The sequence below is a fragment of the Stenotrophomonas sp. SORGH_AS_0321 genome, from assembly GCF_031453215.1.
GTDB lineage: Bacteria > Pseudomonadota > Gammaproteobacteria > Xanthomonadales > Xanthomonadaceae > Stenotrophomonas > Stenotrophomonas chelatiphaga.
This window is the reverse complement of record NZ_JAVIZG010000001.1, coordinates 3,693,591-3,716,571: the sequence shown is the minus strand read 5'-3', so window position 1 is coordinate 3,716,571 and position 22,981 is coordinate 3,693,591. Positions and strand designations below refer to the sequence as shown.

At 67.2% G+C, this 22,981-nt stretch carries 20 protein-coding genes; 13 read left to right on the top strand and 7 right to left on the bottom strand.

Translation table 11 applies throughout. The annotated features are described in order from the left end of the window. Window positions 1-71: 71 nt before the first annotated feature. The 7 genes from tsaD to QE373_RS16685 all read left to right on the top strand — a co-directional run bounded on the left by tsaD (window position 72) and on the right by QE373_RS16685 (window position 6,846). Window positions 72-1,097 (top strand): tRNA (adenosine(37)-N6)-threonylcarbamoyltransferase complex transferase subunit TsaD, encoded by a 1,026-nt coding sequence (tsaD, locus tag QE373_RS16715; protein ID WP_309688679.1) that lies wholly within the window; start codon window positions 72-74, stop codon window positions 1,095-1,097. Between the two features lie 82 nt (window positions 1,098-1,179). Beyond that, a complete protein-coding gene (locus tag QE373_RS16710; RefSeq protein WP_309688677.1) occupies window positions 1,180-1,389 on the top strand; it encodes a hypothetical protein in 210 nt (69 codons plus the stop codon). Window positions 1,390-1,487: 98 nt separating this feature from the next. Next, a complete protein-coding gene (locus QE373_RS16705) occupies window positions 1,488-1,922 on the top strand; it encodes a hypothetical protein (protein ID WP_309688675.1) in 435 nt (144 codons plus the stop codon). Window positions 1,923-2,010: 88 nt separating this feature from the next. Continuing rightward, window positions 2,011-2,367, top strand: coding sequence for a dihydroneopterin aldolase (gene folB, locus QE373_RS16700; RefSeq protein WP_057508231.1), 357 nt, complete (start codon window positions 2,011-2,013; stop codon window positions 2,365-2,367). A 67-nt stretch (window positions 2,368-2,434) separates the two neighbouring features. Then, on the top strand, window positions 2,435-3,766 hold the full coding sequence (locus QE373_RS16695; protein ID WP_083491977.1) for a mechanosensitive ion channel domain-containing protein: 1,332 nt from the start codon (window positions 2,435-2,437) through the stop codon (window positions 3,764-3,766). Window positions 3,767-3,889: 123 nt separating this feature from the next. Next, a complete protein-coding gene (locus tag QE373_RS16690) occupies window positions 3,890-6,064 on the top strand; it encodes a glycoside hydrolase family 3 N-terminal domain-containing protein (protein WP_123700248.1) in 2,175 nt (724 codons plus the stop codon). A gap of 140 nt (window positions 6,065-6,204) precedes the next feature. Next, window positions 6,205-6,846 carry a hypothetical protein gene (locus QE373_RS16685; protein WP_057508206.1) on the top strand — a complete coding sequence of 214 codons (642 nt, stop codon included), beginning with the start codon at window positions 6,205-6,207 and terminating at the stop codon, window positions 6,844-6,846. A 211-nt stretch (window positions 6,847-7,057) separates the two neighbouring features. Here QE373_RS16685 and QE373_RS16680 read toward each other — a convergent pair whose 3' ends face one another. The 7 genes from QE373_RS16680 to QE373_RS16650 all read right to left on the bottom strand — a co-directional run bounded on the left by QE373_RS16680 (window position 7,058) and on the right by QE373_RS16650 (window position 14,313). After that, window positions 7,058-8,221, bottom strand: coding sequence for a PQQ-dependent sugar dehydrogenase (locus QE373_RS16680; RefSeq protein ID WP_309688669.1), 1,164 nt, complete (start codon window positions 8,219-8,221; stop codon window positions 7,058-7,060). 122 nt (window positions 8,222-8,343) lie between these two features. Further along, window positions 8,344-8,688, bottom strand: a complete 345-nt coding sequence (locus QE373_RS16675; protein WP_057508208.1) for a hypothetical protein — start codon at window positions 8,686-8,688, stop codon at window positions 8,344-8,346. Window positions 8,689-8,803: 115 nt separating this feature from the next. Continuing rightward, window positions 8,804-10,105: an APC family permease gene (locus QE373_RS16670; RefSeq protein WP_309688665.1), complete on the bottom strand. Its 1,302-nt coding sequence runs from the start codon at window positions 10,103-10,105 to the stop codon at window positions 8,804-8,806. Beyond that, window positions 10,102-10,869: a L,D-transpeptidase family protein gene (locus tag QE373_RS16665; RefSeq protein ID WP_309688662.1), complete on the bottom strand. Its 768-nt coding sequence runs from the start codon at window positions 10,867-10,869 to the stop codon at window positions 10,102-10,104. The genes QE373_RS16670 and QE373_RS16665 overlap by 4 nt, the downstream gene beginning before the upstream one ends. 12 nt (window positions 10,870-10,881) lie before the next feature. Then, on the bottom strand, window positions 10,882-11,730 hold the full coding sequence (locus QE373_RS16660) for a MurR/RpiR family transcriptional regulator (protein WP_123700253.1): 849 nt from the start codon (window positions 11,728-11,730) through the stop codon (window positions 10,882-10,884). Window positions 11,731-11,767: 37 nt separating this feature from the next. Further along, complete coding sequence (locus QE373_RS16655; RefSeq protein ID WP_309688659.1) at window positions 11,768-12,862, bottom strand: dipeptide epimerase; 1,095 nt, start codon at window positions 12,860-12,862, stop codon at window positions 11,768-11,770. Beyond that, window positions 12,862-14,313: an SH3 domain-containing protein gene (locus QE373_RS16650; RefSeq protein ID WP_309688654.1), complete on the bottom strand. Its 1,452-nt coding sequence runs from the start codon at window positions 14,311-14,313 to the stop codon at window positions 12,862-12,864. Before QE373_RS16650 ends, QE373_RS16655 begins: the two co-directional genes overlap by 1 nt. A gap of 131 nt (window positions 14,314-14,444) precedes the next feature. Here QE373_RS16650 and QE373_RS16645 point away from each other — a divergent pair, with 131 nt between their 5' ends. From QE373_RS16645 to QE373_RS16620, 6 genes are all read left to right on the top strand, one after another. Then, entirely contained in the window at window positions 14,445-15,947 is a 1,503-nt protein-coding gene (locus QE373_RS16645) for a transglutaminase domain-containing protein (protein WP_309688652.1), read from the top strand. A 39-nt stretch (window positions 15,948-15,986) separates the two neighbouring features. Then, window positions 15,987-19,013 (top strand): TonB-dependent receptor, encoded by a 3,027-nt coding sequence (locus tag QE373_RS16640; protein ID WP_309688649.1) that lies wholly within the window; start codon window positions 15,987-15,989, stop codon window positions 19,011-19,013. Window positions 19,014-19,640: 627 nt separating this feature from the next. Further along, complete coding sequence (locus tag QE373_RS16635; protein ID WP_309688647.1) at window positions 19,641-21,173, top strand: serine hydrolase domain-containing protein; 1,533 nt, start codon at window positions 19,641-19,643, stop codon at window positions 21,171-21,173. Beyond that, window positions 21,106-21,819, top strand: a complete 714-nt coding sequence (locus QE373_RS16630; protein WP_309688644.1) for a M15 family metallopeptidase — start codon at window positions 21,106-21,108, stop codon at window positions 21,817-21,819. The genes QE373_RS16635 and QE373_RS16630 overlap by 68 nt, the downstream gene beginning before the upstream one ends. Before the next feature lie 34 nt (window positions 21,820-21,853). Then, on the top strand, window positions 21,854-22,231 hold the full coding sequence (locus tag QE373_RS16625) for a hypothetical protein (RefSeq protein WP_309688642.1): 378 nt from the start codon (window positions 21,854-21,856) through the stop codon (window positions 22,229-22,231). Window positions 22,232-22,450: 219 nt separating this feature from the next. Further along, window positions 22,451-22,876, top strand: a complete 426-nt coding sequence (locus tag QE373_RS16620; RefSeq protein ID WP_309688639.1) for an EF-hand domain-containing protein — start codon at window positions 22,451-22,453, stop codon at window positions 22,874-22,876. The last annotated feature ends 105 nt before the right edge of the window (window positions 22,877-22,981 follow it).

The window sequence follows — 22,981 nt, the reverse complement described above, 5'->3', positions numbered from 1 at the left end:
GGCCGGTTTTCTTGCATCTCAAGGGCCTGCATCGCCCCTGAGGAGCACGCAGGGGGCGCATAATACACCACATGCGAGTACTTGGTATTGAATCATCGTGCGATGAGACCGGCGTGGCGGTGTATGACACCGACCTGGCCGGCATCGAAGCCCTGCGCGCCCACGCGGTGTACAGCCAGATCGCGCTGCACGCCGAATACGGCGGCGTGGTGCCGGAACTGGCCAGCCGTGACCATGTGCGCAAGCTGCTGCCGCTGATCCGGCAGACGCTGGACGAAGCCGGCATGACGGTCGGCGACATCGACGGGGTGGCCTACACCGCCGGTCCCGGCCTGGTCGGCGCGCTGCTGGTCGGTGCCGGCGTGGCGCGTTCGCTGGCCTGGGCGCTGGAGGTGCCGGCCGTGGGTGTCCACCATATGGAAGGCCACCTGCTGGCGCCGCTGATGGAAGACGACCCGCCGCAGGCACCGTTCGTGGCGTTGCTGGTGTCCGGCGGCCATACCCAGCTGGTGGCGGTGGATGCCATCGGTAAATACCGGTTGCTGGGTGAGACGCTGGACGATGCCGCCGGCGAAGCCTTCGACAAGACCGCCAAGATGATGGGCCTGCCGTATCCGGGGGGGCCGCAGCTGGCCGCGCTGGCCGAACAGGGCCGACCGGGCGCCTACCGTTTCTCGCGCCCGATGACCGACCGCCCCGGGCTGGACTTCAGCTTCTCCGGGCTGAAGACCCAGGTACTGCTGGCCTGGCGCGACAGCGACCAGAGCGAGCAGACCCGCGCCGACATCGCACGTGGCTTCGAAGATGCCGTGGTCGAGACCCTGGTGATCAAATGTGGGCGCGCGCTGGAAGCGGCCGGCACCAATGTGATCGTGGTGGCCGGCGGGGTCGGGGCGAACAAGCGCCTGCGCGTGCGGCTGCAGGAAATGGCCGCCAAGCTGGGGGGCAGGGCATGCTTCCCGCGCCCGGCGTTGTGCACCGACAACGGCGCGATGATCGCCTTTGCCGGCGCACTGCGCCTGCAGGCCGGGCAGCACAATCCGCCGCGCGTGGACGTCACCCCGCGCTGGGACATGGCGACGCTGTCGGCGGTGTGATCGGCAGCGCACCGGCCATTGAATGTTCTGATAATGGCCGCTTGGACGCTGGTTGATGCTTGCGTGAGTGCAATACTCGTTCATGCCTGATCGAACCGAGGAATGCCTCATGCGCATGGTCCATCCGAAATTCGTCGTGACACGGCAGATGGTGCGCGATGCCAATGCTCGCCTGATAGCACGATCTTCCCTTCGCGGCGCAGAGGCCCCACTGCGGCTTCCCTTGAGGTTGAGCCGCGAGATGATCGATCGCGCCGGCAGGATTGCGTTCGGGTCGTTGAAGCGCGGTTGATGCAGTGATGTCCGATCGTCTGACCTTCGCAAGGCTGGTCAACGATTAGGGCGATATGGCCGGTTCATGTCGCCTATGCCCTGTACACGCGTGACAAGTTGACCTTCATCGAGACATTTCGCCTGGACAAGGGGCGGCTCCCGAGGGACGACGAGCTTGATGCATTCATCGTCACTGCCAACCTTGACCTGCGTGTGTCGGCCTATCGGTCCGAGGCTGAGCGATCACTTGAGGTGTTCGTTCAGGAGGTGCTGGAGGAGTCGACAGGGGAAATCGCACGGCTCTATCAGCGCGAGCTTTGTCGCCAACTTGCCCGCAGCAGGTCGTTCATCCGCGCTGTTGCCGAGAATCTTGCGGCTAACCTGCTCGCAGCGGCCTGTGTCGCGGTGGCGGCAGTGGTTCTCTACGGGTCGCGTATTGGTTTCGGCAATCTCGTGGCCGATGTTTTTGGATACCACGTCATTCCAACGCCCAGCGACCCGCCCCTACGCCCGGGGGGCGGGGATCTCCCAGCCGTGCCTGCAAACCACTGAGAAGAGACGGCCCCGCTGTTCATCCCACGTCTCTGCACCCCGCGGCCTGTCCCGTTACCATGACCGCCTCTTTCGTGTGGCAGGCATCATGGACAAGGTATTCATCGAAGGGCTGGAAATCGACGCCCTGATCGGTATCTACGACTGGGAACGACGGATCCGCCAGACGCTGGTGTTCGACCTGGAAATGGGCTTTGACAACCGTCGTCCGGCCGCCACCGACAACATCGAGCACACCCTTAATTACAAAGCCGTCAGCAACCGGCTGCAGGAGTACGTGCGGGCCTCGGACTTCGGCCTGGTGGAAACCCTGGCCGAGCGCTGCGCGGAGATCGTGCTGCAGGAATTCGACGTGCAGTGGCTGCGGCTGAAGCTCAGCAAGCCCGGTGCCGTACGCGGTGCGCGCGCCGTCGGCGTGATCATCGAGCGCGAACGGGCCCTGTAACCCGGCAGTGCCGGCCCCGGTCGGCTACCGGAAACCAAAAAACGACCTACAAGAAGGAGGCGACCTGGTGGTGGATGCGGTAGTGGTGGTGAATTGGCTGGACAGCCTGCAGGATTCGTTGGCGCCGTATCCCGGAGCCTATCTCGCGCTGATGCTGTCGGCGCTGGTGATCGCCGCCGCGCTGGCCAACTGGGTCACCAAGCGCATCCTGCTGCGTGGCCTGCGCCGCCTGCTCGCCCGCCTGCCGGGGGCTGATTCCGGCCGCGGCAGCAATGTGATGCGGGTGATCTCCCGGCTGTCGAATGTGGTGCCCAGCCAGGTCATCGCCTCGGGCATCACCTACGTGCCGGACCTGCCCGGCGGGCTGGTGGCGTTCATCGTCGCGGCCTGCCAGGCCTGGGCCATCCTGACCGTCTCGATGGCACTGTCGCATGCACTGGATGCCGCCAACGATCTGTACGAGCGTCGGCCGGACGCGCGCAACAAGCCGATCAAGGGCTACCTGCAGGTCGCCAAGATCGTCATTTTCGCGATTGCCGGGCTGGCGATCGTGGCGACGCTCGCCGGCGTGGAACTGCGTTACCTGGTGACCGGCCTGGGCGCGGCTACCGCGGTGCTGATGCTGATCTTCCAGGACACCATCCTGTCGCTGGTGGCCAGCGTGCAGATCAGCGGCGATGGCCGGATCCGCCTGGGTGACTGGATCGAGATGCCCAGCCAGAACGCCGATGGCGACGTCATCGACATCGCGCTGCACACCGTCACCGTGCAGAACTTCGACAAGACCATCACCACCATCCCGACCAAGAAGCTGGTCACCGAATCGTTCAAGAACTGGCGTGGCATGCAGGAGTCCGGCGGCCGCCGGATCAAGCGCGCGCTGTTCCTGGACCAGCACAGCGTCGGTTTCATGGACGCCGAGGCACGCGCGCGGGTCGGCCAGTTCGCCCTGCTGGCCGATTACCTGCACGAAAAAGATGCCGAGCTGGACCAGTGGAACGCGCAGTTGCGCGCGCAGGGAGCCGGTGAGATCAACAGCCGGCGGGTCACCAACCTGGGCACCTTCCGCGCCTACGTCGAGCGCTATCTGCGCAGCCACGCGGGGATCAACACCGACATGACCCTGCTGGTGCGCCAGTTGCAGCCCACCACCGAAGGCCTGCCACTGGAGCTGTACTGCTTCACCCGCAGCGTGGCCTGGGCCGAGTACGAAAGCGTGCAGTCGGATGTCTTCGACCACCTGCTGGCAATCCTGCCGGCCTTCGGGCTGCGCGTGTTCCAGGCTTCCAGCGACGCGATGCTGATGGACGCCCGGGCCCGCAGCGCCGACGTGGGCCGCCTGGCGGCCCCGGAACAGCCGTCGACCCCACCCGCCACCCCGGCGCCCGGCATGCTTTAAGCTGACCCCGGCCGCGCCGTCGCACTCAGCGCGGGCGGAAAACATGAACGCAGAAGATGCGCACTTTTGTGCCCGGTACCTTTAGAATGCCGGCACTGAAAACGTTTACATCAAGGACACCCGGTGGCTTCCGAACGTATCGAATCCCTCATTGCGCAGATGACCGTGGAAGAAAAGGTCGGTCAGCTGGGCGTGTTCGCCGACATGGTTCGTCCCTTTGCCCCGGACGTGAACCCGGAAGCCAACGTCAGCAACGCTGACCAGGTGCTGCAGCAGGTGCGCGACGGCAAGGTCGGCTCGCTGTTCAACGGCGTCGGCGCCGAGCTGGGCCGTCGCATCCAGCAGGTGGCGATCGAAGAAAGCCGCCTCGGCATCCCGGTCATCCTGGCCGCCGATGTCATCCATGGCATGCGTACCGTGTTCCCGATCCCGCTGGGCGAAGCGGCCAGCTTCGAACCGGAACTGGCGCGCCGCACCGCCCGTGCCACCGCCGTGGAAGCCACTGCGGCCGGCCTGCACTGGACCTACGCACCGGCCGTGGATATCGCCCGCGACCAGCGCTGGGGCCGTGGCGCGGAAGGCGCCGGCGAAGACGTGGTGCTGGGCTGTGCGTTCGCCGCCGCCCGCGTGCGCGGCTTCCAGGGCGATGACCTGCGTGCGCACGATGCGCTGCTGGCCACGCCCAAGCATTTCGCCGCCTATGGCGCGGTGATGGCCGGCATGGAATACAACATGGTGGACATTTCGCCGCAGACCCTGCGCGACGTGCACCTGCCGCCGTTCAAGGCTGCCTTCGATGCCGGCGCGATCACCGTGATGTCCTCCTTCAACGACATCAACGGCGTGCCGGCCAGTGCCAACGCCGAACTGCTGACCGACATCCTGCGCGGTGAGTGGAACTTCCCCGGCGTGGTGATTTCCGATTACACCGCCGACATGGAACTGGTCGCCCACGGCTATGCCGCCGATGACCGCGATGCCACCGCCAAGGCGTTCACTGCCGGCCTGGACCTGAGCATGCAGAGCGGCTTCTACGCCGAACACCTGCCGGGCCTGGTGGAAAGTGGTGAAGTGCCGATGGCGGTGCTGGACGAAGGCGTGCGCCGCATCCTGTGGCTGAAGGAAACCATCGGCCTGTTCGATGATCCCTACCGCTCGCTGGACCCGGCGCGCGAAGCGGACGATTCGCATATCGCCGCGCATGACGCGCTGTCGCGCGATGCGGCACGTCGCTCCATCGTGCTGCTGAAGAACGAACAGTCGGCGCTGCCGCTGCGCCGCGACGGGCAGAAGATCGCGCTGATCGGCCCGTTCGTGCAGGACCGCGAAAACATCGAAGGCTGCTGGACCCTGTTCGGCGACAAGAGCCGCTACGTGGACCTGGAAACCGGCGTGCGTGCCGCCATCGGCGATGAAGCGCTGCTGGAAGTGGTGCCGGGCTGCGAACTGGAAAGCGGCATCGCCGGTGGCATCGAAGCGGCCGTGGCCGCCGCGCTGCGCGCCGACGTGGTGGTGCTGGCACTGGGCGAACCGCAGCGTTACAGCGGCGAAGCCCAGTCGCGCGTGGAGATCACCCTGCCGCCGGCCCAGCAGGCGCTGGCCGAAGCGGTCGCGATGGCCGGCAAGCCGATGGTGGTGCTGCTGCGCAATGGCCGGGCGCTGGCCCTGCAGGGCGCAGTGCGCAATGCGCAGGCGGTGGCCATCACCTGGTACCTGGGCACCCAGACCGGGCACGCCGTGGCCGATGTGCTGTTCGGGGATTACAACCCGTCCGCGCGCCTGCCGGTGAGCTTCCCGCAGGTGTCCGGCCAGCAGCCGTACTTCTACAACCATCCGCGTACCGGTCGCCCGGAATTGCCGACCATGTCCGAGTTCAAGGCACGCTGGCGCGAGATCCCCAACGAGCCGCTGTATGCCTTCGGCCATGGCATCAGCTACACCAGCTTTGCCTACGGCGTGCCGCAGCTGAGCAGCACCCGGCTGGGCTGGAATGACACGCTGACGATCACCACCACGCTGACCAACACCGGCAGCGTGGCCGGCGAAGAAGTGGTGCAGCTGTACATCCACGACCGCGTGGCCAGCCGCGTGCGGCCGGTGCGCGAGCTCAAGGACTTCCGCAAGGTGATGCTGCAGCCCGGTGAATCGACCGAGGTGAGCTTCAGCGTGCAGCGCTCGCAGTTGGCCTTCACCGGCCGCGATGGCGTGCTACGTGCCGAAGCGGGCCTGTTCGACCTGTGGGTGTGCGCATCGGCGATCAGCGGCTCCCCGGTGCAGTTCGAGCTGCTCGCCGACTGAGGGTGCTGACGCGTCCGGCCTGTCCGGACGCGCTGGTTGTTGCCTGGAATGGGCCTGGGACCGGGCCTGCGCGGGCCATGCATGCCCGGCTCACGTTGGCGCCGCTAGGCTGGGTGTCTTCGTTCCTGCCGGAGTCGTGCATGCGCCTGTCCCGTTCATTCACCTTGCCGCTGTTGCTGGCCACCCCGTTCTGGCTGGTCGCCTGTTCGCAGGCAGATGCGCCTGCCGCGCCTGCCGATGCTGCGCCGCCGCCGATGTCCGCTGCCGCAGGCCCGAGTGAAACGCCGGATGACCCGATCGTGGCACCGTCTCCGAACGAGCCGACCGCCCCGTTCGTGCCGGCAGATGCCGCCCAGGCGCCGCCTGCCGAATCCGGCCCGAACGCACCGGCCGACGCGGCCGCACCGGGTACCGGCGATGCGCGCGGGCGAATCGAGCGCGTGCTTGGCGATGCCGACCAGTACGAAACCGTGTTCAAGGCGTTGCAGCAAGGTGTTGCCGGCGATGACCGCGCGGCCGTGGCCGCGCTGATGCGCTATCCGTTGCGCGTGGACACTGGCGGCAGCAAGCGTGAGGTGCCTGATGCGGCGACGTTCCAGCGCGAATACGAGCGCATCATCACCGCCCCGGTGGCCCGTGCGATCAGCGCGCAGTCCTTCGACACCGTGTTCGCCAACCAGCAGGGCGTGATGATCGGCAACGGTCAGGCCTGGTTGAACGGCACGTGCTTGGACAAGGCCTGCAGCCGCACCGACGTCAAGGTGGTCGCCCTGCAGGAATGACCGGTAGCGGCGAGCGCAGCGGCAAGGGCAACGGCGTGACGACCAACGGTCGTCACCCACCAAGGGCATGACGGCCAGCGGCCGTCACTACCGACATGAAGGCCGGTAGCGCCAAGCCATGCTCGGCGAGCGCAGCGGCAGGCGCAACGGCGTGACGACCAAGGGTGGTCACCCACCAGGGGCGTGACGGCCAGCGGCCGTCACTACCGGGTCAGCTCTTCGGGGTGAGCTTCAGCAGCTTGCCGTTCTTGCCGTCTTCAAGCACCCACACCGCGCCATCGGGACCCTGTTCCACTTCACGGATGCGTGCGCCCATGTCGAAACGTTCGGCTTCGCGTGCGTTCTCGCCGTCGAAGCTCACGCGTACCAGCGCCTGCGATGACAGGCCGCCGATGAAGCCGCTGCCCTTCCACTGCGGGAACAGGTCCCCGCTATAGATTATGAAGCCAGCCGGCGAGATCACCGGGTTCCAGGTCACCTTGGGGGCGGCGAATTCGGGGCGGGTGGAATGGTCAGGAATCGGGCGGCCATCGTAGTGGTCACCGTTGGATACGATCGGATAGCCGTAGTTCTCGCCGCGGGTGATCAGGTTCAACTCATCGCCACCGGCCGGGCCCATCTCGTGCACCCACAGCTTGTTGTTGGCATCGAACGCGATACCCAGCATGTTGCGATGGCCCAGCGACCACACCTGCGCCGCGACTCCGCCCTGCGAAGCAAACGGATTGTCAGCCGGCACCGATCCGTCGTCATTCAGGCGGATCAGCTTGCCGAGGTTGCTGGCCATGTCCTGTGCAGGGTCGAACTTCTGCCGTTCGCTGGAGGTGATCCACAGCTTGCCGTCCGGACCGAAGGCGATGCGATGACCATAGTGGCCGTTGCCGCTGACTTTCGCGTCCTGGCGCCAGATCACCGAAACGTCCTGCAGCGTGCCGGCACCGCTGGCATCGAGCACCAGCTTGGCGCGCGCCACGGCGGCGCCGCGGGTGTTGTTGCTGCCTTCTTCGGCGTAGCTCAGGTACACCAGCTGATTGCTGGCGAAGTCGGGGTGAAGCACCACGTCACCGAAGCCGCCCTGGCCGCCGTAGGCAACCTTAGGGCCACCGGTGATTTCATGCTTGGTCCTGCTGGTGAGATCCAGGTGCTGCAGGCGCCCGGCTTTTTCGGTGACCAGCAGGCTGCCGTCGGGCAGGAAGGTCATTGCCCACGGCTCGTCTAACGTGGCGAATTCGGTGGCGTTGAACGCGCTGAAGGATTTCTGCGCCGGTGCAGCGGCCGCAGGCGCGGGCGCGTCCTGGCTGGCGGCGCCACAGGCCGTGGTGGCAAGCATCGGGGTCAGGCCGATGGCCAGGGTGAGAAGCAACTTACGGGTCATGGGTATCTCCAGGCGGGGATGCGGATGGCCAACCCCCTCTGTATACCATTGCGACCGTGCACGCCGCAGCGTCCCCTGAATGGTGGGACGCTGCGGCCTTGTGGTGGATCAGGTGCGACGCATCAGATGCCGCGCGTCGGGCCCTTGTCCAACCGCGGATCGGCAAGCAGCGCATCTTCCCAGCCGCGTTTCACCGCATGCTGCGCCTGCAACCACTCCAGTCGGCTTTCGCCACGTTCGGCTGCCCAGCGCGTCTGCAGCTCGCGCTCCACTTCTTCATACGCACGGATGACATCCTGTGCGCGTGACTGGTGGCCCAGCCGGTAGGCGGGTTCGTAGTCATCGAAGGACGAGCTGGCATCGTAATAGGGCTCGCTCGGATAGCGCTCACGCCAGTAGTTGGCAAAGGCTTCGCGCTGTACGCCGTCTTCCGGCACGCGGCCGGGGATCTGATAATCGGGGCTCATTCGTCGGCTCCGTCTGTGGTCGTTGGATGAGGCTCCATCCTGACAACGGGCCGGTTAACGGCCCGGACCCGGCGCGTGAGCGCAGCGTAGAGCCGATCCGCCGGCCACCGACGCATCAACCGTCCTTGCGCGGGAACAGGTAGATCACCGCGCCCACGGCGAAGGCGGCCAGCGCGGCCAGGATGTTCGCCCAGCTGGCGCTGGCAAACAGCGCCAGGCACAGCACCAGCGCCAGGACCGGAATCAGCGGACCTCCCGGCAGCTTCAGCGCGCCCGGGCGGTCGGCGTAGCGCTTGGCCAGCACCAGCACCGCGGCGGCCGTGCCGATATAGGCGAACAGCCGCGTGGTCATCGACAGCAGCGCCAGTTGCACGAACGAACCGCTCAGCGCCAGCAGCAGCGAGATGATGCCCTGGCACAGGATCGCCGCCGCCGGCGTGCGGAAGCGCGGATGCACGTGGGCCAGCACCTTCGGGCCATAGCCATCGGCGGCCAGTGCATACAGGAAGCGCGGGCCCATCATCATCGTGTTGCTGTTGGTGCCCAGGATGGAGATCGTCGCGCCCACGGTCAGGATCAGCGCCAGGGCCTCGCCGCCGAAGCCCGCTGCGGCATCGGCCAGCGGCGTGGCCGAGCCGGCCAGGCCGGGCAGGGTGCCCTGCGCCACGATCTGCACCGCGGCGTAGATTACGGTGACGGTGATGATCATGGTGATCAGCGCGAACGGGATGTCACGCCGCGGATTGCGGTACTCGCCCGCGGCGGCCGGGATGTTTTCGAAGCCGGCATAGGCATACAGCAGCAGCAGCGCCGCCTCGCCCATGCGCTGCAGGTCGTGCGGGTCCGGACGCTGGCCGGAGAACGCCAGCTGCGGGTCGATGTAGAACGCACCGATGGCCACGAACAGCAGCAGCGGCACCAGCTTGCCGATCACCAGCACCACCCCGGTGCGTGCCGCCGAGCGCACGCCGATGATGTTGACCCCGGTCAGGAAGGCGAGCGACAGCACGATCACCGCGATGCGCCCACCGCCGCTGCCGGCCAGCGGCCAGAAGCGCGCCACCGCATCGGCCAGCGCGTTGCTCAGGGCCGCCGCCGAACTGATGCGGGTCAGCCAGATCATCCAGCCGATCTCGAAACCGGCGAAGCGGCCGAAGGCCTCGCGGGCATACAGGTAGCTGCCGCCAGGTTCGTCGAAGTAGCTGGCGGCCTGCGCGTAGCACAGCACCAGCAGCGCGACCACGACGCCGGCAGCAAGCACGCCCCACAGGCTGAACGGCCCGAGCAGCATCACCGTGGCGGCCGGCAGCAGGTAGATGCCACTGCCGATCACATCGTTGATGGACAGGCCAACGATCTGCCAGCGGCTGACCGCGCGCTGCAGGCTGGGGGTGGGCCGGGTGTCCGGCGCGCTCACCGGGCGTGGCCGTTGGCAGCGGGCAGGGCAGGCAGCTGCCATGCCTGCTGCAGGCGCGCGTATTCGTCGTGCGGCAGCAGCACGAACACCGGCGCGCTGCGCGGATCCAGCCAGGCCAGCAGCTGCTGCATGTGCGCGGCGGTCATCGCGGTGCAGCCGGCGGTGGCCTCGCCTTCCCTGCGCCACAGGTGGGCGAAGATGCAGCTGCCCTGGCCGGGCACGTTGCGCGGGTTGTGGTTGATCACGAAGCCCTGCTGGTAGCGCACGTCGCCGTGGTTGTGCAGGTCAAGCCGCATCGGTTCGGTAGACCCTTCCACGGCCTCGGCGCCGACCCGCCCGGCATCGACGATGCGGTTGTAGTACGGCGAATCCGGCACGTCCATGCAGTAGCTGCTTTCCTGCATCGGCTGCCAGGGCAGGGCGGTGTCCGCCTGCGCTGCGTAACCGAACGCGGTGCCCAGCGCGAACACCCCGGCCGGGCTGCGCCCATCGCCTTCGCGCTTGCTCGGCAGCGCGTCCGTCGCTGGATGCAGACCGATGCCCCAGGCGCTGCCGCTGCGGCCCAGGGCCACGTCGAACGCGGCGCCTTCCGGCTTCCAGCCGTGGTCGGTGCGGGCGAACGCCTGCAGGCGTCCCTGCGTGCTGTCCCAGCCTTCGCTGGTGACCACCACCACCTGCCTGGCACCGTCCAGCGGGCTGGCTGCCCACGCCGGACCGGCCAGTAACAGGGCTGCAACGGCAAGGCAACGCAACAGCGACTTCATGGGCGGCTCCGGTCAGGTATCCAGCAGGTGTTCGATGCGTTCCAGGTTCACCGCCAACTGGCGGTTGCGATCCGGATTGGCGTCGCACAACAGCACGAAAACAAAATCCAGCAGGGACTGCAAGGACGCACGGTACAGCACCTGCGCCATGTGCGGCGCGCGGTCTTCGGCGCATACCGCAAGCGAGGCATCGGCATGGGCGCGCAGCGGATTGGCGGTGTGCCGGGTGATCGACACGACCTTGCCGCCCAGGTCCTGGAACTGCCGCGACAGCATCGACAGCTGTGGCAGCTTGCCGAACTCGGAGAACACCAGCATCACGTCACCGGGACGCGCAGCGGACAGGTTGGCCAGCATCAGGATCGGATCGGCGTGGTGCACCACCAGCATGCCCAGCAGGGACAGCCGCATCGCGAATTCGCGCGCGTACAGGCCATCGTCGCCCAGCCCGTACACGAACAGCTTGGGCGCCGCATCGACCAGGGCGACGATGCGCTCCACGTCGGCCTGCGGATTGGCCGCCCGCGTTTCGTCCTCGGCTGCCGCCTTGCTGGCCTGCAGCGCCTGGGCAATGCGCAGGTACCCGTCCAGCCCTTCGGCGACCGCAGGCGGTGAGGCCGGCGCGGCGCCGCTGCGGGCCACGTCCTGGCCGATGGAGAATTTCAGGTCCGGATAGCCCCTGAAACCCAGCTTCTGCGCGAACTTGACCACGCTGGACTGACTGATGCCCAGCGCGCTGGCCAGCTGCTGCGAGGAGTAATCGCGCAGCAGGTGCGCGTTCTCAAGGATGAAATCCGCGATGCGGCGCTCGATCGCCGACATCTGTCCGCGCTCGGCGCGGATCTTCAGCAGCGGCGGCATGCAGCAGCATCCAGGGCGTTGCCGCAGCGGACCGCACTCACGCCAGCCTCTCCAGTCCACGTACTTCGGTGATGCCCAGCCCCGGCGCGTCGCTGATGCTGATTTCCGATTCGTTGAAGGTCACTCCGCCGCTGACCGGGTCGAACTGGCCCAGCGACGGCCCATCCAGGTCGACCTTGGTGATCACATCGCTTTTGGCCACCGCCAGGTGCACCGCGGCGGCCACGCTGATGCTGGATTCGATCATGCAGCCGATCATGCATGGCACGCCGTGGATGGCGGCGATGTCGGCGATGCGGATCGCATTGGACAGCCCACCGGTCTTCATGAGTTTGATGTTGACGATGTCCGCGGCGCGCTGCTGGATCAGGTCGATCACCTGGCTGGGATTGAACACGCTCTCATCGGCCATCACCGGCGTGTTGACCCGGTCGGTGACGTACTTCAGGCCGGCGATGTCAGCCGCCTTGACCGGCTGCTCCAGCAGTTCCAGCACCACTCCGGCCTCTTCCAGTGCACGCATCGCCTGCACCGCCTGCTTGGCGGTCCAGCCCTGGTTGGCATCCAGCCGCAGCAGCGCACGGCCCTGCACGGCGGCATGGATGGCCTTGACCCGTTCGATGTCCAGGCCGATGTCCTTGCCGACCTTGATCTTCAGCGATTCGAAGCCGCGATCAAGCGCGGACAGGGAGTCGGCGACCATCTTGTCGATGTAGTCCACGCTGATGGTGATGTCGGTGGTGATCACCGGATCGCCACCGCCGAGCATCTGGTACAGCGGCGCGTCGTGCAGCTGCGCCCACAGGTCGTACAGGGCGATTTCCACCGCGGCCTTGGCGCTGCTGTTGCGTTCCATCGACGACTGCACCAGGGCGCACAGGCGGTTGAGGTTGGCCACGTCCTGGCCGACCAGCCGCGGCTTGATGAAGTGGCGGATCGCTTCGATGATCGACCCGTGCGTATCACCGGTGATCACCGCGGTCGCCGCCGCTTCACCGTAGCCGGTGTGGCCGGTGTCGGTGCGGATCATCACCACCACGTCCTCGACGGTGTCGACGGTGCGCAGCGCGGTCTTGAAGGGTGTCTTCAGGGGCACGCGCAGCATGCCCAGTTCGATATCGGTGATTTTCATCAAGGCGTCTGTCGCGTGCTCTGCGGGCGCACCCGCTGGATGTTGGTGATGCGGTCGATGTAGCGCAGGTCATCGCTGGCCATCATCGGCTCCAGCGGGGTGACCGATACACCGTTCAAGTGCGCCTGGATGCGGGTGCCGTCCTCGCCTTTCCAGCTGCCACCGGCGGTGTCATGGATCACCCAGGTACGGCCGTCGACGTGGCCGATCGCCATCATCACGTGGCCGGGGATGTACACCAGGTCGCCCACCTGCAGTTCGGCCACGGCGCGCTCGCGTCGGGCGGCGCCGTCCTTTTCGGTGAAGGCGATGCGATCCAGCGCCGGGCTGATGCCCTGCGCGCTGGTATTGCGCGGCAGCAGCACGCCGGCGCTGCGGTAGATCTCCGAAACGAAGCCGCTGCAGTCGCGGGTGTCGTAGTCGTGGCCCCAACCGTAGCGCTCGCCCAGGAATTTGTACGCCTGGGTGAGCAGGGTGCGTGGGGTCAGCGGCAGGTAATCGGCGCTGCTGTCCTGCGAACGCGGCAGCAGCGCGGGCACCAGCTTCAGCGCGCCATCGGCTTCGCGCACGGGCAGCTGCACCACCCAGCTGGCGTGCGCCTGCTGGCCGTTGACCGCCTGCGCCGGCGACCACTGCGCCAGCACCGGCAGGCGCACGCCCATGTCCAGCTGCAGGCGCGAAACGCGCGGCTCTTCCGGCGTGAACGCGGTATGCGCCACTGCACCGGTGATCACCCGGTACGGGCCGGTCGCGGCGTAACCCAGCACCGTGTCCCTGCTGCCGGTGGCCACGTACTGCGCTTCGATCCACGCGCTGTAACGCTCGCTGTGGACGAACAGCCAGGCGCCATCGGCGCTGCGGTGGACCACCGCGACCTTGTCGCCGGGGAACAGCGCCGATTCCTGGAACCGGTCGATATCGGTGTTTTCAGTGCTGCTGAAAACACGCTGCCGGGTCGGGAAGGTGCGCAGCGCCGCGCGGTGCACCACCAGCCCGTACTGCGGCGCGGTGCGGGCGGGCAGCCTGTCCAGCGCGAGGTTGGCTTCGATGTCGGCCCGCTGGCCGGCCGGGATCCCGGTGCCGTGGGCGTCATACAGCGCCCGCGTCGGCCAGCGCGACAGCGCGGTGATCGATTCGCGCAGCGTGGCGGCGGGCAGCGATGCGGGCAATGCCGCGATGTCCTGGATGTGCGGGTCTCCAGCGCGCATGCGCGTGTTCTGCGCGGCGATCTGGGTGCGGTCCAGGATCAGCGCATCGGCATCGGGCAGCCGCGCGGCCCAGTACTGCGGCGTCAGATAGGCCTCGTGCAGGCCGATGACATAGGGCAGGGCGGGGCCGGGATCCGGCGTGGCGGCCGGCGCGCGCGCAAGCGCTGATGCCGCGCTGCTGCCCAAGGCCAGGCACAGGGCCAGCATCAGGGCACGGCGGGTGCTGCGGGGAGCCAGGAACATGCGGCAGTGACCCTGTTGGAAAGCTGTTGGAATAGTTATTCCTTTCGTCGCGGAACGCAAGAATAAATTATTGACCCTCATCTCGCTGCGTGTTACACAGCTGTTACCACCCGCGCTGGGGAAGTGTCGCTGTGGATCCGGTTGTTCGCAAACTGTTGCTGCCTGCTGCTGCCTGCCTGTGCGCGGCCGTGGCGTGGGCGCAGCCTGCGGCCGACGCGGCCACGCCGATACCCGCTGCGGCGTCCGATGCGGCGGTGATCGCGATGATCGACCAGGGGCGATTCGCCGAGGCCAACGCGCTGCTTGATGCTTGGCTGGCACGCCCTCCCGGTGCCGTCGATCGGGATGCGCTGGCCTTCCAGCAGGAGCGCATGCGGCGCATCCGCCTGGACTTCAGCCTGGATGAAGCGGCCGCCAAGCAGAAGCTGCGGCACTGGATCCCCGACCTGCGCGATGACGAGTTCGCGCGCTGGGACGCACAGGGACTGATCGAGCACCTGGATATCGATGGCGAGCGGCGGTACTTCAAGCGTGCCCCGGCCAACCTGTTCCGCCTCAGCAGCGAGGCCCGCGCACGCCGCCGTGCCGATGCCCCGATGCCGGCCGATGGACCCTACGAAAGGCTGGCCCCGTACCACGCGCAGGTGGTGGCTGCCGCCGCGCGCAGCGGCGCCGATTCGGTGCTGCCGCAACGCGTGGAGGTCACCCAGTCGCTGGTGGTCAAGGCCGATGCGGTACCGGCCGGCGAGACCGTGCGTGCCTGGATTCCGTACCCGCGCGAAATCCCCGGCCAGCAGGAGCAGTTGCAGTGGATCGGCAGTTCGCCGTCCGGCGCGCAGTTGGCACCTGCCAGCACGCTGCAGCGCACCGCCTACCTGGAAGCGCCGGCCGTGGCCGGGCAGCCGACCCGTTTCCAGATCCGCTACGCGCTGACCGTCAGCGCCCGCCACACCGCGATTGATCCTGCTGCGGTGCAGCCCACGCCGAACGATGCGGCGCTGGCACCGTACCTGGCCGAGCAGTCACCGCACGTGCGCTTCACCCCGGCACTGCGCGCCTATTCCGAACGCGTGCTGCAGGGTGAGACGCGGCCGCTTGAAGTGGTGCGCCTGCTGTATCACGCGGTTGACCAGATCCCGTGGGCCGGCGCGCGTGAATATTCCACGATCAGCAACATCAGCGAACATGCGCTGCAGGCCGGCCATGCCGACTGCGGCCAGCAGACTCTGCTGCTGATCACCCTGCTGCGCATGAACGGCATCCCGGCGCGCTGGCAATCCGGCCGCGTGTTCTCCGACAACGCGATCGGCTACAGCAACCTGCACGACTGGGGCGCGGTGTACCTGGCGCCGTACGGCTGGCTGCCGATGGACGTCACCACTGGTGCACTGGACAGTGACCAGCCGGCGTTGCGCGACTTCTATATCGGTGGCATCGACGGCTACCGGATCGCCTTCAACGATGATTTCGGCCAGGCCTTCGTGCCGGCCAAACAGCACTTCCGCTCGGAAACGGTGGACTCGCAGCGCGGCGAGGCCGAGTGGGCAGGCGGCAACCTGTACTTCGACCAGTGGGACGACCAGTTCCAGTGGACGGTACGGCCTGCAGGCGGCAAACCCAGCGCGACACCCTAGTCAACCACACCGTTCAATTTCTGCAGGAGAGAGCAGGGGATGAAGGCAATCAGCATCAAGCGGGCGGCGTTGGCCGTCGCCCTGGGCGCGTGCCTGGGCATGATCGTGCCCAGCGTCGCAACGGCACAGACGGTTTCCGGCGCAGTCGCCGGCCGGGCCACCGCCGGGGACCTGGTCACCGTGGTCAACCGCGGTACCGGGCTGACCCGTTCGGCCACCACCGCCAGCGATGGCAGCTACCGCCTGGGCCAGCTGCCGGTGGGCGATTACACCCTGCAGCTCAGCCGCGACGGTGCCGCCCTGGGCGAGCCGGTCAGCGTCAGCGTCGCCGTCGGTGGCACCACCACGGTGAACCTGGCCAGCGGTGGCGGGGTGGTCAACCTGGATGCCCTGCAGGTGGTCGGTTCGCGGGTGATCAACCGGGTGGACGTGTATTCCACCGAGACTTCTTTCAACGTCAACCGCCAGGAAATCTCGCGCTTGCCGGTGGCGCAGGACCTGTCCGCCGTCGCCCTGCTGGCGCCGGGCGTGGTCGGGGGCAACTCGTCGTTCGGCGGGCTGTCCTTCGCCGGTTCCTCGGTGGCCGAAAACGCGGTCTACATCAACGGGCTCAACGTCACCGACATGTACACCCGGCGGGGCTTCTCCAGCGCACCGTTCGGCTTCTTCCAGGAATTCCAGGTCAAGACCGGCGGTTACTCGGTGGAGTTCGGCCGCTCCACCGGCGGGGTGATCAACGCGGTCACCCGCTCGGGCAGCAATGAGTTCGAGGGCGGCGCGGAAGTCACCTTCGAACCCAATGCCTGGCGCTCGGCGGCACGCGATCATTTCCACCGCGACGGCTCGCCGCACGCCTACGCCAGCACCGACGCCACCTCGTTCACCAAGACCAACGTCTGGGGTTCCGGCGCGCTGGTGAAGGACAGGCTGTTCCTGTTCGCGATGTACGAAAAGCGCGATACCGATGGCAACAACACGTCATCCGATGGCCGCACCTGGTTCGACAACAGCGGCAACGATGATTTCTGGGGTGCCAAGCTGGATTGGAACATCACCGACAACCACACCCTGGAACTGCTGGCGTTCTCCGACGAGACCGAAACCACCCAGGCCTCGTCCGGCTACACCTGGGACACCCGCACGCTGGGCCAGTGGGGCGGTGACACGCTGACCGACGGCGGCGGCAAGAACTGGTCGGCCACCTATACCGGCCGCTTCGGCGAAAGCTTCACCGCCAAGGCGATGGTCGGCCAGAACAACCAGCGGGCGTTCTCCAATTCCACGCTGGACCTGTACTGCGATGCCGTGTTCACCGATGCCACCTATGCACCCTACCTGGGCCAGTTGAACGGCCTGCGCGCCGGCTGCCATCCCACCGGCACCGCCATCGCCGAACGCGATGACACCCGCGATGCCGCGCGGCTGGACTTCGAATGGGCACTCGGCCGCCACCTGCTGCGCTTCGGCGTGGACCGGGAACTGATGACCACCGAGCAGTCCACGCGCTACCCGGGCCCGAGCCAGATGACCTACACCGCGTATGCGGCGCGGCCCGGCGATGAGGTGTGGGACGGCGCCAACGCCTACGTGCCGGCCGGGGTCAACCAGATGCTGCGCGCGCGCAACCGCGTGTCCGGCGGCACCTTCGAAACCGAGGCCAACGCCTTCTACCTGGAAGACGTCTGGAACGTCACCTCCACCCTGATGTTGAACCTGGGCGTGCGCTGGGACCGCTTCGAGAACCGCACCGCCGATGGCGATGCCTTCATCAAGATGGACGACCTGATCGCCCCGCGCGTGGGCTTTGCCTGGGACATGAAGGGTGACGGCAGCACCAAGCTGTTCGGCAACGCCGGCCGCTATTACCTGCCGGTGACCAACAACATCAACGTCAATTTCGCCGGCGGGCTCACCGACGAATACACCTACTACGTGCTCGACGGCTGGCAGCAGCAGAGCAACCCGGTCACCGGTGCGCCGTACATGGCGCCGGTCATTGGCCAGCAGGTCGGTCCCACCGATACCCGCATGAACACCGGCGCGGCCGATCTGCGCCAAAGCGTGGACAAGGACCTGAAGGCGGTCTACCAGGACGAATACATCCTCGGCTTCCAGACCATGATCAACCAAGCCTGGTCGTGGGGCGTCAACGGGACCTACCGGCGCATGACCCGCGCGCTGGACGACATGCGCCTGAACTACACCCCGTGCGGTCCGACCGGCAGCACCCTGTGGCCGATCGCCAACCCCGGCGAAAGCCTGACCATCTGGGGCGATTCCAGCATCGGCTGCGCCGAGGAAGGCTGGATCACCATCGACACCGCCAACAGCGGCTACCGCAAGGGCGGCAGTGGCGAAGTGGTCGGCTATTCCAAGTCCAAGCGCACCTACAAGGCGCTGGAGTTCCAGCTGGACCGTGCGTGGGACGAGAAGTGGATGTTTAACGCGTCCTACCTGTGGTCCAAGAGCGAGGGCAATTTCGAAGGCCCGGTGAACTCGGATACCAACTACGGCGACACCGGCATGGTCCAGCACTGGGACCATCCTTCCAACAACGAACGCTACGGGTCGCTGTTCAACGACTTTCGCCACCAGTTCAAGTTCCGCGCGGCGTATGCGTTGAACGAACAGTGGTCGTTCGGCACGACGCTGCAGGTGCAGTCGGGTGGCCCGATCACCGCCTTCGGCGTGATGTGGCCGGGCGACACGGTGGCCGGCGGCAGTACCTCCAGCGAAGGCAGCGGGGGCGGCACCGGCTGGCTGTGCGTGGCCAACTGCAGCGGCAGCTACGACCAGCGCGTGTTCGAGCCTACCGCCCGCGGTGCGTTCGGCAACCTGCCGTGGACGTGGACCATGGGCGCCAACGTGACCTGGCGGTTGCCGGTGGACGGCATCGACCTGAGCGCGCGGCTGTCGGTCTACAACCTGTTCAACAACCAGACCGTCATCAACGTGCACCAGCGCTATGAAAGCCAGCCGGGCGTGTACCGCGAAGCCACGTTCAACACCGGCACCCGCTGGCAGGCACCGCGTTACGCGCAACTGGTGGTGGCCTGGAATTTCTAGCCCGGCAGCGACGGCCGGCCCCGGTAGTGACGGCCGCTGGCCGTCAGGCTCTTACCTTGGTAGTGACGGCCGCTGGCCGTCACGCCGTTGCTCCTGCCGCTTCGCTCGCCGAGCATGGCTCGGCGCTACCCGCCTGTCCTGGTAGTGACGGCCGCTGGCCGTCACGCTCTTGCCTTGGTAGTGACGGCCGCTGGCCGTCACGCCGTTGCTCCTGCCGCTTCGCTCGCCGAGCATGGCTCGGCGCTACCCGCCTGTCCTGGTAGTGACGGCCGCTGGCCGTCACGCTCTTGCCTTGGTAGTGACGGCCGCTGGCCGTCACGCCGTTGCTCCTGCCGCTTCGCTCGCCGAGCATGGCTCGGCGCTACCCGCCTGTCCTGGTAGTGACGGCCGTTGGCCGTCAGGCTCTTGCCCCGGTGCGTGACGACCGTTGGTCGTCACGCCGTTGCTCCTGCCGCTTCGCTCGCCGAGCATGGCTCGGCGCTACCCGCCTGTCCTGGTAGTGACGGCCGCTGGCCGTCAGGCTCTTGCCCTGGTGGGTGACGACCGTTGGTCGTCACGCTCTTGCCCCTGCCGCTTCGCTCGCCGAGCATGGTTTGGCGCTACCCATCCATGCTGAAGGTTGATTCCATGTTCGCGCCCCTGCTGCTGTTCGCCCTTGCAGCCCCACCGTTCGACGCCATGTTCGAACGCACGATGCAGCGTGAGCAGCTGCCCGGCATCGCCATGGGCGTGGTGGACGACGGCAAGGTGGTCTACCGCCGCGCGGAAGGCAGCCGCGGCGATACCCCCGGCGCCCGCATCGACGCCGATACGCTGTTCAAGATCGCCTCCAACAGCAAGGCGATGACCGCCGCCCTGCTCGCCCGCCTGGTGGAACAGGGCACGCTGCGCTGGGACGATCCGGTGCGCAGGCACCTGCCGTCCTTCACGATGTTCGATCCCTGGGTGGGCGAACAGATGCAGGTGCGCGACCTGCTCATCCACAACAGCGGACTCGGCCTGGGCGCCGGCGACCTGATGCTGTGGCCGGAACCGAACCACTTCACGCGCGCCGACATCATCGCCGGGCTGGCCCACCTCAAGCCGGTCACCAGCTTCCGCAGTGGCTATGCGTACGACAACCTCGTGTACGTGGTCGCCGGTGAGGTGGCCGCCGCAGCCGGTGGAAAGCCGTATGACCAGCTGATGCGCGAACAGGTGTTCATCCCGCTGGGGTTGTCGCGTTGCCAGGTCGGCGCGTGGTCTCCCCCGGCCGTGGGCAACATCGCCCAGCCCCACGTGCGCCGCGAGGGGCGCAACGTGGTGATCGCCGCGGACGGCGACAGCAGCCCGGATTCGCCGTCGATGGCGGCCGGTGGCATCCGCTGCTCGTTGAACGACATGCTGCGCTGGATGCAGGTGCTGCTGGATCCGTCGCAGGTGCCGGGCTGGCTGGGCAGTGAACAGCGCCGCCAACTGTGGACGCTGCAGATGCCGATGCCCCTGGGCGAGCGGCAACGGCGCTGGGACAACGCGCACTTCGCCGGCTACGGATACGGCTGGCGCCTGTCCGACCTGGACGGGCAGTGGAAGGTGGCGCATACCGGAACGATGTCCGGCATGTATTCCTCGCTGGCGCTGCTGCCGGACCGCAAGGTCGGCGTGGTGCTGCTGATCAACGGTGAAGGCGAAGATGCGCGCACCGCGCTGATGCAGGCCGCGTTGAAGCACTACACCGCCCCGGGCGCCACGCAGGGGGTGGATGGCTGGCTGGACGAACTGGCGCAGGCACGCGCGCCGTCGCCGACAGAGGCCGATCCGCTGCCCGATACCCGCACCACAGTGCCAGCGCCGGCAACCGCGCTGGCAGCACTGCAGGGCCGCTATCGCGATCCCTGGCTGGGCGAGGCGTCGCTGTGCCCGCAGCAGGGGAGGCTGCGCTTCAGCGTGGACAAATCGCCGCGGCTGCAGGCCGATGTCGTGCAGGCCGGACCGCGCTGGGTGCTGCGCTGGGATACGCTGGAACCGGCCGCGCAGGCGTGGCTGCAGCCCAACGACACGCCGGTCCCTACCCTGGACCTGCGTGCCATCGACCCGGATATCGACTTCAGCTATGACTACCAGGACCTGCATTTCACTCGCATTGGCGATTGCCCTGGCAACCAGCGCCGGCGCCGCTGAAGCGCCGACCGTATCGCCTGCGCGCAGCGCCGCCGAGGCCGGGCTCGTGGACATCCGCACGCGCGCGCCCGGCATCGCGCTGGACATCCGCTACGCCACCTCCAACAACTTCACCGGCCGCCCGGTGCCCGGCTATGAGGCAGCTGCCTGCTATCTGCTGCCGCCGGTCGCCGATGCCTTGGCGAAGGTGGAACGCCAGCTGCGCAGCCAGGGCCATGCATTGCAGGTGCATGACTGCTACCGCCCGGTGCGTTCGGTGCAGGCCTTCGTGGCCTGGGCGCGGGACCCGCACGAAACCTCGCGCAAGGCCATGCAGTACCCGCACGTGGACAAGTCCCGCCTGTTCGCCGAGGGCTACATCGCCGAGCAGTCCGGCCACAGTCGCGCCGCCACCGTGGACGTGGGCCTGATGCAGTGCGAAGCCGGGCGCTGCACGCCACTGGACATGGGCACCGACTTCGACTTCTTCGGCATGCGTGCGCACACCGCTGCCGATGGACTCAGCACGCTGCAACAGGCCAACCGGACCTACCTGCTGCAGGCGATGGCCGCCGCCGGTTTCGCCAACTACCCGAAGGAATGGTGGCACTACACCTTCCAGCCCGAGCCGGACCCGCACACCGCCTACGACGTGCCGGTGGACTGATTCGCGCGGGGTGCCCGGCCATTACACTGTGGCCATGAACCTTCCCCTCCATTTCGGTCTGCTCGGCACCCTGGAAGCTGCGGGCATCGCCCTGCTCGTGGGCCTGCTGGTGTATTTCCTGTTCCACCACATCGCGCGCGTGCTGCGCTGGACCCACGGCCACGCGTTGGGCTGGGCCAGCGGTATCGCGGTGGTCATCGCCGCCGGCATCGACATGTGGAAGCTGTTCTACATGGGTATCGTGCGGATGGAATCGCCGTTCTACGCGCGCCTTTACCTGTCCACCATCCACGATCCGAACGAACTGGGCAGCCGCGTGGTGCTGGAAATCATCGGTGCGCTGTCCGGTGTCGCGCTCGGCTGGGTGTTGTTCAGTTCGCGGTCAGCGCCGGAACGTGGTGACGCAGGCTGAATTTCGTTCGCGTCTCGTTAAATACGCGGCCGCTGAATGCGCACCTTACTTTCCGCTCACTGCCTTCTAACCAAGCCGGTAGCCGATGCCCGGCCGGTAGTGGTTAATGCCGCGTATGAAGGCCGATCGCGGCCCAATTTGTGTTCATCGGCGCGCTGCCAACGTAGGCCCCGTACGGAACACATGGCCGTGCAACATCACATCCAAGGAGACCACCCAATGACTCTTCGTAACCGCAAGCCGCTGATCGCCCTCCTCGTTGCCGCCGGCAGTGTGTTCGCCCTTCCGGCCATGGCGCAGAGCGCCGCACAGGAAAAGGCGGCCACTGCACAGGCGCAGGCCGTGCAGGCACAGCAGGCGGCAGCTGCGGCCGGCAACCAGGCGGCTGAAGCAGGCAATGCCGCAGACCAGGCTACCCATGCCGCCGGCCAGGCTGCAGCACAGGCCAACGGGGGCGGCCAGACCTGGGCCAGCATCGATACCGATGGCAACGGCACCATCAGCAAGACCGAGGCACAGGTGAACGCCGGCCTCGCACAGGTCTTCGACCAGGCCGACACCAACAAGGACGGCGAGCTGTCGGCCGATGAATACAAGGCCTTCGTGCAGGCCCAGCAGGGCGCCGCCGGCGCGCAGGGCAACTAAGCCCGGCAACACCCGCGTAGCGCCGGGCCACGCTCGGCGAGCGCACCGCGCGGCAGCACGAAGCGCCGACCTTGGTCGGCACGCCGCAACAGGCAGGGCGGCCCA